This is a genomic window from Streptomyces sp. NPDC002520, assembly GCF_053595235.1.
In genome coordinates this window covers 615,791-628,178 of the sequence record NZ_JBSFXG010000001.1, presented here as the reverse complement: position 1 = coordinate 628,178, position 12,388 = coordinate 615,791, and the positions used below count along the sequence as shown (strand labels likewise).

Genomic DNA, 12,388 nt, shown 5'->3' with positions numbered 1-12,388 from the left:
AGATGGGCGGGCGAGAACATGTGGCCCGGAAGGTGAAGCCGAGCGCGTGACACCGGGAACGTGCGGCAGCGGGAGCGATCGTGGACGAGCAGAGGGAACGGATCCTGCGGGCGGCGGCCGAGGTGCTGGCCGAACGGGGCTTCGACGCGGGCCGGTTGCGCGATGTCGCCACGGCGTCCGGACTGTCCATCGGTTCGCTGCAGCACTACTTCGAGACCCGCGACGCCCTCTTCCGCGAGGCCTTCGCCTGGTCCATCGACGAACTGATCGAACGCTGGCGGGCCGCGGCCGTCGACGCCCCCGGGGCCTGGCGCCGCTTCGAACTGCTCGTCGGGGCACTCACCTCCGATCCCGGCCTCGTCCGGCGCTGCGCCACATGGACCGAGTTCTGCGCGAGCGCCTCCCGCCGGGAGGAGCTGGGCGAGGGGGTGCGCCGCGTCCACGCCGCATGGCGGGCGCTGGTCACCGAGATCGTCCGACAGGGCCTGCGCAGCAAGGAGTTCGACCCTCCGCTCGCCGCCGACCTCGCCGTCGGTTCGCTGGTGGCCCTGGTCGACGGCTGCGAGATGGCGGTGGCGTCCGGATCCGGGCTCACCGCCGAACGCTACGCCGAGGTGATGCTCGGCACCGCGCGCGTCGTGCTCGGCGTCCGCGCCTAGGCGGGTTCGCGGCGCCCCGTAGGGGCGCGGGGAACCGCGCGACCAGCCACGGCGGACCCGCGGACGACACCGGATTTTCAGCGGAGCGCCAGGCTCCGAGGGAGGAGACGTGCCATGGGAGTGCGGTTCCCGCACCTGTTCATCCCGCTCGAAATAGGCCAGGTGACGGTGCGCAACCGGATCCTGTCCTCGGGCCACGACACCGTCCTGGTCAGGGACGGCGCGGTCACCGAGGAGCTGATCGCCTATCACGAGGCCCGCGCGGCGGGCGGTGTCGGCCTGATCGTGCTCCAGGTCTCCGGCGTGCACGAGTCCGCCCGGTACACCACCCACGTGCTGATGGCCACCGAGGACGAGTGCGTGCCCGGCTACGCCAGGCTCGCCGAGGCGGTGCACCGGCACGGCACGAAGGTCTTCGGCCAGCTGTTCCATCCCGGCCGGGAGATCCTGGAGTCCAAGGACGGCAGCGCGCCCGTCGCCTGGGCACCCTCGGCCACACCGAGCGAGCGCTTCCACGTCATGCCGCGCGCCATGACCGAGGCCGAGATCCGTGAAGTCCTCGACGGCTACGGCCAGGCGGCCCGCCGGCTGCGCGAGGCGGGGCTCGACGGCGTGGAGGTCGTCGCCAGCCACGGCTACCTGCCGGCACAGTTCCTCAACCCCGCGGTCAACGTCCGCACCGACGGCTGGGGCGGCGACGGGCCTGGCCGGCTGCGCTTCCTGCGCGAGGCACTGCGCAGCGCCCGGGAGCACGCGGGAGACGGCTTCGTGGTCGGCCTGCGCATCTCCGGCGACGAACTCAGCCACGACGGCCTGGGTACCGATCTGGTCCTCGAATCAGTCGCCGCGCTCGACGCCGAGGGACTGATCGACTACGTGTCGGTGGCTGCGGGCAGCTCCTCCAGCCTGTCCGGGGCCCAGCACATCGCCCCGCCCATGTTCCACCACGCGGGCTACACCGCGCCGCTCGCCGCCAAGGTGCGCGCCGTCGTCGGCGTCCCCGTGATGGTGGCCGGGCGCATCAACCAGCCGCAGGAGGCCGAACAGATCGTCGCGGACGGTCAGGCCGACGCGTGTGCGATGACCAGGGCCCTGATCTGCGACCCGGACATGCCGGTCAAGGCCGCGGACGACCGCGCCGAGGAGATCCGCGCCTGCATCGGGTGCAACCAGGCCTGCATCGGCCACTTCCAGCTCGGCTACCCGATCTCCTGCATCCAGCACCCGGAGACCGGCCGGGAGCGCCGTTTCGGGGTACTGCCGACGATCACACGGCGGAAGAAGGTACTGGTGGTGGGCGGCGGGCCGGCCGGCCTGAAGGCCGCCGCCGTGGCCGCGGCTCGCGGGCACGAGGTGGAACTGCACGAAGCGGGGCGACGCGTCGGCGGACAGGTACTCCTCGCCGAACTGCTGCCCGGCCGCGCCGAGTTCGGCGGTGCGGTCACCAACCTCGAAGGTGAGGCGCGACGCGCGGGAGCCCGCATCCTGGTGAACTCCCGGGTGGACGGACAGACCCTCGCCGCCGCGGCGCCGGACGCGGTGGTGCTCACCACCGGTGCACGGCCCCGCCGTCCGCGGCTGGAGCTGATGGACGACCCCGTGGTGCTCGACGCCTGGTCGGTCATCCGTGGCGGCGAGGTGCCGCGCGGCCGGATCGTGGTGGCGGACTGGCGCGGCGACTGGATCGGCCTGGGCGTCGCCCTCCAACTCGCGTCCCTGGGACGGAAGGTGACGCTCGGCGTGACCGGCTTCGCCGCCGGCGAGCACCTCCAGCAGTACGTACGCGCCGCCATGCTGGCCCAGGCCGCGCGGGCGCGGATCGACGTCGTGCCCAACGTGCGGCTCTACGGCGCCGACAGCGACACCGTCTACCTCCAGCACACCCTCACCGAGGAGCCGGTACTGCTCGACGGGGTCGCGGGCATCGTCCTCTCCCAGGGCCACGAACCGGTCAACGACCTCGACCCGGTCGCCCTGGGCGTCCCGGCCGACCGTGTCTTCTCCGCGGGTGACTGCGTCGCGCCGCGCACCGTGGAGGAAGCGGTGCTGGAGGGCCTGACGGTGGCGGCCGAGCTCTAGGCCGTACGGCATCCGGGGCCGCCGAACCTCAGGGGCCGGGCGGGGTCGGCGAAGTCCGGTGCGCTTCGGCCGCGCCCGCGGGGGCGCGGGAAACTGCGCGACCAGCCACGACGGACTCGCGGATGACGCACCGGATTGCCGGCGGAGCGCTCAGCCGAGCTGCCGGGCGAACGCGTCGTACGCATGGTCGTCGAAGAGGACGAAGCGCACCTCTTCGACGGCGGTCGGGGTGGTGCGTACGGTTTCCACCGCGACGCGGGCGGCGTCCTGCATCGGGTAGCGGTAGACGCCGGTGGAGATCGCCGGGAAGGCGACCGTGCGCGCGCCCAGTTCGTCGGCGACGCGGAGGGATTCCCGGTAGCAGGAGGCGAGCTGGTCGGCGCGGTCCTCGGAGGCGGACCAGACCGGGCCCACGGTGTGGATCACCCAGCGCGCGTCCAGCTCGCCCGCCGTGGTGGCGACGGCCTGGCCGGTGGGCAGGCCCTTGCCGTACCGGGAGGCGCGCAGGGCGCGGCAGTCCGCCAGGATCGCGGGGCCGCCGCGGCGGTGGATGGCGCCGTCGACGCCCCCGCCGCCGAGCAGGGAGGAGTTGGCCGCGTTCACGATCGCGTCGACGGTCTGCCGGGTGATGTCGCCCCGGACGAGGGTGATGGTGATCATGTCTGCCTCAGTCTTCTCCAGACGGCCTTCGCCGCGTTGTGCCCCGACATCCCGTGCACGCCCGGGCCGGGCGGGGTCGCGGAGGAGCAGATGAAGACCGCCGGGTGGGGGGTGCGGTACGGGGACAGGGACAGTCTGGGGCGCAGCAGGAGCTGGAGTCCGGAGGCCGCGCCGCAGGCGATGTCGCCGCCCACGTAGTTGGCGTTGCGGGCGGCCATCTCGGCAGGGCCGGCCGTGGCGCGGGCGAGGACGCGGTCGCGGAAGCCGGGGGCGAAGCGCTCCAGCTGGCGTTCCATGGCGTCGGTGAGGTCACCGCTCCAGCCGCTCGGGACGTGGCCGTACGCCCAGAAGACGTGCTTGCCCTCCGGGGCCCGGGTCGGGTCGGCCACGCTGGGCTGCACAGTGATCATGAACGGCTTGTCCGGGGCGCGGCCCTCGCGGGACGCGGCACGCAGGGCCCGGCCGATCTCGGCGCGGCTCGCCCCGATCTGCACGGTGCCGGCGACCCGGGCCTCGGGCGCGGTCCACGGCACGGGGCCGTCCAGCGCGTAGTCGATCTTGAAGACGCCGGGGCCGTAGCGGTAGTGGTCGTAGTGGCTGCCGAAGCCGGCGATGCGGGCGAGGGCGGTGGGCGAGGTGTCGAAGACGTACGCGCGCGCGGGCGGCAGGTCGTCCAGGCGCTTGACCTCGTAGTCGGTGTGGATCGCGCCGCCGAGATCCGACAGGTAGCCGGCGAGGGCGTCGGAGATCGCCTGGGAGCCGCCGCGGGCGACGGGCCAGCCGCGGGCGTGCGCGGCCAGGGCGAAGACCAGGCCGACGCCACCGGTGGCGAAGCCGCCCAGCGGGGCCATGACATGGGCGACGAGGCCGGAAAAGAGGGCCTTGAACCGCTCGTCCCGGAAGCGGCTCATCAGCACGGTGGAGGGCGGGAGTCCGGCCAGGCCGAAGCGGGCGAGGGTGACCGGGTCGCGGGGCAGCGCGGTCAGCGGCAGGGACATGAAGTCCCGGGCCAGGGTGTCCCACCTGGACAGGAACGGCGCGACCAGTCTGCGGTAGGTGCCCGCGTCGCGCGGGCCGAACGAGGCGGCCGTCTCGGCGACGGACCGGGCCAGCACGGCCGCGCTGCCGTCCGGGAAGGGGTGCGCCATCGGCAGGTCGGCGTGCAGCCACTCGAGGCCGTAGCGCTCCAGCGGAAGGGCACGGAACGCGGGCGAGTTGATCCCGAGGGGATGGGCGGCCGAGCACGGGTCGTGCCGGAAGCCGGGCAGCGTCAGCTCCTCGGTACGGGAACCGCCGCCGACGGTGGAACGCGCCTCGAACAGGGCGACGGAGAACCCGCGGCGGGCCAGCTCCACGGCCGCGGTCAGTCCGTTCGGCCCCGCACCCACCACGACCGCATCGAGCATCGACGGCACCTTCGGACCCCCTCGTCAGCCGATGGCCACTCGGCTTCAGGATATGCCGGGGGACCGACAGTGCCCGGGGCGGGTGCCTCAGGCCGCCGTGCGCAGCAGCTCGGCGACGCGGCGGGCGGTGGCGGCGTCCCGGGCGGCCGTGAAGGGCAGCGCGTTGCCGCCGGTGATACGGAACGGCTCACCGGTGAGGGTGATGTCGGCGCCGCCCGCCTCCTGGACCAGCAGCAGACCCGCCGCGTGGTCCCAGGCGGCCTCCCAGGAGAACGCGACCGCGTCCAACTCGCCCCGGGCCACGGCGAGATACTCAAGCCCCGCCGAACCGCAGGGGCGCGGGGCGATGCCGTCGGTCCACAGGGCGCGCAGCGAGCGCTTCTGCTCGTCGGTGGTGAAGTCCGGGTGGGAGGTGGCGACGACGAGGTCCCGGCCGGGGGCCGGCGGGCCGGCGAACAGCCGCTCCCCGTCGAGGTAGGCGCCCTGTCCGCGCACCGCCGTGGCGAACTGGTCGCGGGCGGGGGCGTAGGTCCAGGAGGCGAGGAGGGTGCCCCGGTGGGCGAGCGCCACCAGGGTGCAGAAGCCGTCGTCGCCGTGCACGAACTGGCGCGTGCCGTCGACCGGGTCGACGATCCAGACCGGGGCGTCGCCCTGGAGCGCGTCGTACGTGGCCGGGTTGGCGTGCACCGCCTCCTCGCCGACCACCACCGAGCCGGGCAGCAGGGCGCCGAAGACCTCGGTGAGCTGCCGCTCGGCGAGGCGGTCGGCGTCCGTCACCAGGTCGTGCGGTCCGCTCTTCTGGTCCACCTCGTGGTCGGCGAGCCGGCGGAAGCGGGGCAGGATCTCGGCGGCGGCGGCCTTGCGGACCGCGTCTTCCACGTCGGCCGAGCGGCGGGCGAGGAACTCTCCCCCGAGAATCTCGTCCAGAGGGGACTCCCAGGTCTCGGTGTCGTCGATCATGCCTCCATGAGAACACGCCCCGCTGACAATCCCCGCCCGTGCGGTGGATGGGGTATGGAATCACGATGAATACGCGGGGCTGCCCCTCGGGCCCCGGCTGCTCCCCCGCCCGCGGCCGTCAGCGGCCGTCAGCGGCCGTCAGCGGCCCACCGCGTACCCCTGCATGCCGCGCGGGTTGGCCGCGGCCGACAGGATTCCGGTCCGCGGGTCCCGGGCCACCGCGCACAGGCGCCCCTCCGACCATGCGGGGCCGACGGTGACGTCGTGGCCGCGCCGGCGCAGCTCCTCGATCACGTCCGCCGCCATGCGCGACTCCACGGTCACGCTGCCGGGGCGGTGGCCGCGCGGGTAGAAGGAACTGGGGAAGCTGTCGTTGTGCCAGTTCGGGGCGTCGATGGCGCCCTGCAGGTCGAGGCCGCCTCGGACCGGGGCACGCAGCACCGCGGCGAGGAAGAAGTGCAGCTGCCACTGGTCCTGCTGGTCGCCGCCGGGAGTGCCGAACGCCAGCACCGGGACGCCGTCGCGCAGCGCCAGGGACGGGGTGAGGGTGGTGCGGGGGCGGCGGCCGGGGGCGAGGGAGTTCGGCAGGCCCTCCTCCAGCCAGGTCATCTGCAACCGGGTGCCGAGCGGGAAGCCGAGTTCCGGGACGACCGGGTTCGACTGGAGCCAGCCGCCGCTGGGCGTGGCCGCGACCATGTTGCCCCAGCGGTCGACGACGTCGAGGTGGCAGGTGTCGCCGCGGCTGGTGCCGTCGGCGGCGACCCGGGGCTCGGCGGGCGGGTGCGCGACGGTGGGCTCGCCGACGCCCAGCGGGCTGAAGTCGTCGCCGTCGTCGCCCACGCGCGCGTGTGACTGCGCGGGAAGGCGCGGCGCGCGTCCGCCGGGGCTGCCGGGGCGCAGCTCGCGGGATGCCGCGGCGGTGACGAGCGCGCGCCGCTCGACGTTGTAGCCGTCCGACAGCAGTTCGGCGACGGGCACCTCGGCGGCGTCGCCGTACCAGGCCTCGCGGTCGGCCATGGCGAGCTTGCAGCCCTCGATCAGCAGGTGGACGTAGTCGGCGCGGCCGTGCGGGGGCAGCTCGGGCGGGAGGAGGGCGAGCTGCTGGAGGAGGGCGGGGCCCTGGCTCCAGGGGCCGGCCTTGCACACGGTCCAGCCGTTCCAGTCGTAGGTCACGGGTGTCTCGTACGACGCCGACCAGCCGGCCAGGTCGGCCTCGGTGAGCGTGCCGGTGTGCCGTTCGCCGCTGGTGTCCATGGTGGGCCGCCGGGACTGCCGCAGGAGGGCCTCGGCGATGAAGCCGGTGCGCCACACCTCGCGCGCGGCGTCGATGCGCGCCTCCCGCTCGCCGGCGCCGGCGGTCTCGGCGAGCAGCCGCTTCCAGGTGGCGGCGAGGGCGGGATTGCGCAGCGGCTCACCGGGCCGGGGCGGTGTGCCGCCCGGCAGGTACACCTCCGCCGACGAGGTCCACTCGGTCTCGAACAGCTTCCGCACGCTCTCCACGGTCGCGCCGACGTTCTCCACGGGCGGGTGTCCGTGTTCGGCGTACCCGATGGCGTACTTCAGGACGTCGTCCAGGGACTTGGTGCCGTGGTCGCGCAGGAGCAGCAGCCAGGCGTCGAAGGCGCCGGGCACGGCGGCCGCGAGCGGTCCGGTGCCGGGTACGAGGTCGAGGCCGAGCCCCTTGTAGTGCGCGACCGTGGCGCCGGCCGGGGCCACGCCCTGTCCGCACAGCACCCGCACCTCGCCGCCGGCCGGGGCCAGCAGGATCGGCACCTCACCGGCGGGCCCGTTGAGGTGCGGTTCCACCACGTGCAGGACGAACGCGCCGGCGACGGCCGCGTCGAAGGCGTTGCCACCGTCCTCCATGACCGCCATCGCCGACTGGGAGGCCAGCCAGTGCGTCGAGGACACCATGCCGAAGGTGCCTTTCAGGGTGGGACGAGTCGTAAATTCCATATCTGACCTCGGTGCTTACGTGTATCGGTCGGCCCAGAATGGGCCGTGGGGAGCGTCTGGGGAGAATGAGCGCGAGGCCATCTCCTCCAGGTAGACCCATTGCCCCCTCTTTCCTGGCCAGGCTGTTGAGGCCCGACACTGCTGCGCTCGCGGAGTCAACGTGCACAACGGATCAGCGGCAATCCGTCTCACCTGGTGAAATGGGTCCCCTTATGGGCGCCAAAATCTCCTGGTGCACGCTGCCGCTCCGTTACGCGGACATGTCGTTCTCGCCGACTCACGACGCCCCCACGATCGCGAACCCGATACCGCAGGTGGAAGAGCTGGACATCAAGTTGTCCAGAATCTCGATACCTTGACCCGTCAACCAGGCGGCTGATCCAGTCACTCTGCGGTGACCGCCTCCACCGTGATCATTTCCTCGCCTGGCACGCCCTCCTCCGGCGTGCGGCGGCGGTGACCTGTACGTTTGTACCGAAGACGCGGCAGCAGATCGCCCGAACTCGGCGGCGACATGCACAACACAACTCTGCGCGTGACCGTCACCGTGAAGACCGGTTGGTCATCCTCCGCTTCGCGCCCCATCCGGAGAGGCAGCTCCGCACGAGCGCGCCCTGATGCGCAACGAGTTCGCGACCCTGCCCTACCTCGCGCCGATCGCGCCGCTGCCCCCGGCTCATCGCCGCCGACTTCACCCACGAGGTCATCGAACGGAACGTCATGATCCAAACACTCCTGGATGGCGTTCCGGCCGCCGAGCGGCTCGGCGTCTACCCGCGCACCACCTGGCCGGCATTTTTCCGGCAGCTCGGTGAGGTCGCCCGCACCATCCATGCGGTGCGCGGCCGGCACTTCGGCCCCGTGGCCGGCCCCGGCTACACCACCTGGAGTGAGGCGCTGACCGCTTCCTTCTCGGATGATCTCACGTCGGGTCTTGCCCTCCTGGGTGCGGCGTTCGTAGTACGCCTGGGTGCGGGGATCGAAGCGCAGCCGGGTGAACACAATACGGTGCGGGGCGGCGTTGGCCTGCCGGCGAAGGACGCCTCGGTGTTCAGCCGCTCGGGGTTGTCTCCCATGGTGATCAGGAGAGTGGCGGCGCTGTCCGGGCCGATGCCCACCGGTATGAGCAGTTGCGGGGCGTGGCGTTCGACGAGCCGGGTCAGGCGCTGATTCAGCTCTCTGAGCAGGGGCGGCAGCGGGCCGCGTCGGCGTCGAAGGAGCTTCCACGCTCCGGCCCAGGTCGGAAGCCGTGGTGATGACGGTGCGGTCGAAGGTTCCTCGTTGTACGCCAGCACCGTGCGCGCATCGGTGACGCGCGGCAGCTCGGGCAGCACGTGGTCGAAGGTGGGCGCGTCGGAGACCATTGCGTCACTGATCCCGTGCACCGCGAGAGCGTGATCGGCGGCGACCTCGGAGGAGTCGCCGCCGATCAGGTCCGTCAGCGCATGTCCGTGAGGAGGGTGCGGAGTTCAGCCTCCTGGTGGGCCGGCGACATCGGCGGGTTCGGGTGGTCGATGCCGAAGGTCTTCAGGACCTGGTCCATCTGGGCGTCGAGGAACGTCCAGCCGGTGTTGTCCAGCGGCTGCAACGAAGCCTGGTCGGCATCCCAGAGGTCTCGCAGCGACTGGGCAGCCGCGTGGGCCCCGGTCGCGTTCCCCGACTGTGCGTCCCTGAGCGAGGTCGATGCGAGTGCCTTCAGCGCGTCGACCTTCTTGGACGGGAACTTCTTCACGGCCTGGCCAGGGGCGAGTTGAACGGTGGAGGTGGCGTCGGTCTCCGGCGCCGGTCCGACGTGCGGCTGGCTGTGCGCCCAGACCAGCAGGACCCCGGTGGCGACGGCGAGGAGACCGAAGCCCGCCAGCCCGATGCGCTCCCTGCGCGGGTCGGCGGTGATCTGCGGGGTGTGCGAAGCCTCGTAGGTCTCGGTCACGTCGGAGCGCGTCACCGTCAGGTAGATGACAGTCGCCAGGATCAGGCCGAGGAAGATCAGGCTGGTGGTGAAGGTGCCCAGCGCGAGGCCGGTCGGCTCGCCCGGCTGGGCGACCTTCGGGGAGGCGAGCCAGTCACCGATGTTGGCGCCCAGCGGGCGGGTCAGGATGTAGGCGAGCCAGAAGGACAGCACCGGGTTCGCGCCGAACTTCCACAACAGCGTGATCGCCGCGATGAGGCCGAGGGGCAGCAGGACCGAGACTCCCGGGCTCCAGCCGGTGAGCTCGAGGGTCCAGTCGCCGGTCGCGGTGCCGAGCGCGAAGGTGACGAGAACGGCGAGCCAGTAGAACGACTCACGCGGCAGCGTCGTGACCGAGTGGATCGAGAGGGTGCGCTCGCGCAGCCACCACACGCCGAAGACCACGGCGAGCAGGACCGAGAACACCGCGGAGCTGATCCACAGAGGCACGTTGAGCTGGTCGGTCAGGATGTCGGTGTACAGCGTGCCCGTGACACTGACAACGACCACGGTCAGCCAGTACGGGAACGGGACGTACCGTTTCAGCCGCAGCTGGACGCCCAGAACCACCACGAACACGGCGGTGAAGATCCAGGCCGTGTTCACCAGGCCGACGCCCAGCTTCATGTTGATCCAGTCGGCGAAACTCTCACCGACGGTCGTGCACAGGATCTTGATCACCCAGAACCAGATGGTGACCTCGGGAACCTTGTTCAGCATCAGCCGCCCGCTGCGGTGCGTGCGGGCTTCGCTCGTCGTTGTCATGCGACGAGGCTGGCTCGGCCAACCTGCACACAACCTGACTACGCGATCGCCTCCGGCGTGGGGAAGGTCACCTCGACGCGACCGTGACCATCCGCGATCGCACGGACTGCCACTCCCGCGGACGCGGCGAGACGCCTTACCACGGCCAGCCCCAAACCGTGCCCGTTGCCGCTGGTCACGCCCGCTTCGAAGACCCGATCGACCTCCGCCGGATCGAACCCCGGGCCGTCGTCGAGGACATCGATCACGACGCCTTGGGGCTGAATGCGTGCCGTGACCCAGACGCGCGAACTCGCATGCTGCAGGCCGTTCTCCAGAAGGGGGGACAACACGGCCACGACGAGTTCGCTTGCCACGGCGACGTCGACGTTGGTCGGGATGGCGAGTTCGATGGAGCGACCGGCGATCGCCTGTCGCGCCGCCGCCCTGAGATCGCAGCGGGTACCGCCGTCGATCCGTGTCCGGGCGGCACTCAGAATCGTCGTGATCGCCGTGTTCAGGCGGTCGACCTCGGTCAGAACGGACTCCGGTGCCACATGCTGACCGGAGAGTTGCGCCAACTGTGCCTCGCCCCGCAGGGCCGTCAGGGGCGTCCGCAACTCGTGGGCGATCTCGTCAGTGAGCCGGCGCTCGTCCGCGAGCGCGTTGTCCACGCGGTCAAGCAGGCGATCGAGAGTTCGCCCGAGCTCTCCGAATTCATCGTGCGGAACGCCGAGGTCGAATCGGCGCCCGGGTTCGTGATCGCCCCAGTCGTCGGCAAGAGTGGCCATTTCGTGAACCACCCGCAACGCACGCCCCACCATGAGGTATGCGACGACGCCTGCGAGCAGGATCGAGATGCCACCCAACATGAGCGCCATCGTCAGGCTGCGCTGCTCTGACGTCTCGTACGGCGTCAGATCCACCCTCACGACCGCCACGGCGCGGTGGCCTTCGAGCCGGATCGGCTGGGCATACAGAAGGTGACTGCCGACCGTGGTGGTCTGCGACTGCCCGGAGCCGGCAAGCGCCTCGACGCGGCCAAGAAGGCTGCCCGGCACGATCCCGTCGATGAGGTGCCCATCGGCGTACACCCACGTGACCGTGTCCAGCGCTTCGTTGCCGTTCTCGATCAGCACGACGTGACCACCGCGTACGGTTACGTTCGCCGCCACCGCCTCTGCACGCGTATGCGCCAAAGCGTTCGCGTCGGCGTCGGTCACCCGGCTCAGCAACACGTGCGAGACCACCACCAGCACTGCGACCACCGCTGTCGCGATCAGAACCGCAAGCGCGACAACCCTCCCACGGAAGCCCGTCACTCCCATCGATAGCCCACCCCACGGACCGTCGCCAGGCGATCGGCCACACCCAGCGCACCGAGTTTGGTCCGTAGCCGGCGAACGAAGGAGTCAAGGGTGTTGGCGCTGACCTGCGCGCCATGCGGCCAACCGGCAGCAACGAGGGCGTGGCGGCGTACAGCATCGCCCTGCGAAGCGATAAGCCTGCCCAACAGCCGAAACTCGGTCGGCGTCAGGCTCTCGCTCGTCGAACCGTAGATCACGACATGTTTCGCCGGATCGAGAACGACGCCCCTCGGCGGGGACGTCGCGGTTGTTCTGCGCAGCAGGGCGCGGACCCTCACCAGCAACTCCGGGACGTCGAACGGTTTCGTCATGTAGTCGTCGGCTCCAGCCTCGAAGCCGCCCACCTTGTGATGCATGCCGTCCAGGGCGGTGAGCATCAGCACCGGGGCATCAACGCCACGTGCCCGCAGCGCCAAGCAGACATCGCGGCCATCGGCGTCCGGAAGCCCCAGATCCAGGACGACCAGGTGAGGGACCGGCTCAAGGTGCCGCAGCAGGCCGTCCGCCGTAGAAGCGACTGCGACAGTATGGCCGTCGTGTTCAAGTGCGCGCTTCAGGACGTCGCGGACCGCCGCATCGTCTTCGCACACCATAATAAAAGCCACACGC

At 71.4% G+C, this 12,388-nt stretch carries 10 protein-coding genes; 3 read left to right on the top strand and 7 right to left on the bottom strand.

The window, feature by feature from the left end:
* The first annotated feature begins 80 nt into the window (after window positions 1-80).
* The gene (locus ACWD5D_RS02585) at window positions 81-659 is read left to right on the top strand and encodes a TetR/AcrR family transcriptional regulator (protein WP_451370922.1); all 579 of its coding nucleotides are present in this window, start codon (window positions 81-83) and stop codon (window positions 657-659) included.
* A gap of 114 nt (window positions 660-773) precedes the next feature.
* The gene (locus ACWD5D_RS02580; RefSeq protein ID WP_451370921.1) at window positions 774-2,738 is read left to right on the top strand and encodes an oxidoreductase; all 1,965 of its coding nucleotides are present in this window, start codon (window positions 774-776) and stop codon (window positions 2,736-2,738) included.
* Between the two features lie 150 nt (window positions 2,739-2,888).
* On the opposite strand, the gene ACWD5D_RS02575 is transcribed toward ACWD5D_RS02580, so the two are convergent.
* From ACWD5D_RS02575 to ACWD5D_RS02560, 4 genes are all read right to left on the bottom strand, one after another.
* Complete coding sequence (locus ACWD5D_RS02575) at window positions 2,889-3,398, bottom strand: O-acetyl-ADP-ribose deacetylase (RefSeq protein ID WP_451370920.1); 510 nt, start codon at window positions 3,396-3,398, stop codon at window positions 2,889-2,891.
* Window positions 3,395-4,804, bottom strand: coding sequence for a phytoene desaturase family protein (locus tag ACWD5D_RS02570; protein WP_451370919.1), 1,410 nt, complete (start codon window positions 4,802-4,804; stop codon window positions 3,395-3,397). The genes ACWD5D_RS02575 and ACWD5D_RS02570 overlap by 4 nt, the downstream gene beginning before the upstream one ends.
* An 87-nt stretch (window positions 4,805-4,891) precedes the next feature.
* Window positions 4,892-5,764 carry an inositol monophosphatase family protein gene (locus ACWD5D_RS02565; protein WP_451370918.1) on the bottom strand — a complete coding sequence of 291 codons (873 nt, stop codon included), beginning with the start codon at window positions 5,762-5,764 and terminating at the stop codon, window positions 4,892-4,894.
* Between the two features lie 138 nt (window positions 5,765-5,902).
* Window positions 5,903-7,720, bottom strand: coding sequence for a gamma-glutamyltransferase family protein (locus ACWD5D_RS02560; RefSeq protein ID WP_451370917.1), 1,818 nt, complete (start codon window positions 7,718-7,720; stop codon window positions 5,903-5,905).
* Between the two features lie 720 nt (window positions 7,721-8,440).
* Here ACWD5D_RS02560 and ACWD5D_RS02555 point away from each other — a divergent pair.
* Entirely contained in the window at window positions 8,441-8,890 is a 450-nt protein-coding gene (locus ACWD5D_RS02555) for a hypothetical protein (protein ID WP_451370916.1), read from the top strand.
* Between the two features lie 268 nt (window positions 8,891-9,158).
* Here ACWD5D_RS02555 and ACWD5D_RS02550 read toward each other — a convergent pair whose 3' ends face one another.
* The 3 genes from ACWD5D_RS02550 to ACWD5D_RS02540 are packed head-to-tail and all read right to left on the bottom strand — an operon-like array spanning window position 9,159 to window position 12,384.
* Window positions 9,159-10,433 (bottom strand): COG4705 family protein, encoded by a 1,275-nt coding sequence (locus ACWD5D_RS02550; RefSeq protein WP_451370915.1) that lies wholly within the window; start codon window positions 10,431-10,433, stop codon window positions 9,159-9,161.
* A 38-nt stretch (window positions 10,434-10,471) separates the two neighbouring features.
* Window positions 10,472-11,740: a sensor histidine kinase gene (locus ACWD5D_RS02545; RefSeq protein ID WP_451370914.1), complete on the bottom strand. Its 1,269-nt coding sequence runs from the start codon at window positions 11,738-11,740 to the stop codon at window positions 10,472-10,474.
* Window positions 11,731-12,384 (bottom strand): response regulator transcription factor, encoded by a 654-nt coding sequence (locus ACWD5D_RS02540; RefSeq protein WP_451370913.1) that lies wholly within the window; start codon window positions 12,382-12,384, stop codon window positions 11,731-11,733. Before ACWD5D_RS02540 ends, ACWD5D_RS02545 begins: the two co-directional genes overlap by 10 nt.
* Between the last annotated feature and the right edge of the window lie 4 nt (window positions 12,385-12,388).

Coding starts and splice junctions, on each gene's coding strand:
- ACWD5D_RS02565 (WP_451370918.1), bottom strand. CDS start 5,764: ATGATCGACGACACCGAGACCTGGGAGTCCCCTCTGGACGAGATTCTC.
- ACWD5D_RS02555 (WP_451370916.1), top strand. CDS start 8,441: ATGATCCAAACACTCCTGGATGGCGTTCCGGCCGCCGAGCGGCTCGGC.
- ACWD5D_RS02570 (WP_451370919.1), bottom strand. CDS start 4,804: ATGCTCGATGCGGTCGTGGTGGGTGCGGGGCCGAACGGACTGACCGCG.
- ACWD5D_RS02575 (WP_451370920.1), bottom strand. CDS start 3,398: ATGATCACCATCACCCTCGTCCGGGGCGACATCACCCGGCAGACCGTC.
- ACWD5D_RS02545 (WP_451370914.1), bottom strand. CDS start 11,740: ATGGGAGTGACGGGCTTCCGTGGGAGGGTTGTCGCGCTTGCGGTTCTG.
- ACWD5D_RS02550 (WP_451370915.1), bottom strand. CDS start 10,433: ATGACAACGACGAGCGAAGCCCGCACGCACCGCAGCGGGCGGCTGATG.
- ACWD5D_RS02560 (WP_451370917.1), bottom strand. CDS start 7,720: ATGGAATTTACGACTCGTCCCACCCTGAAAGGCACCTTCGGCATGGTG.
- ACWD5D_RS02580 (WP_451370921.1), top strand. CDS start 774: ATGGGAGTGCGGTTCCCGCACCTGTTCATCCCGCTCGAAATAGGCCAG.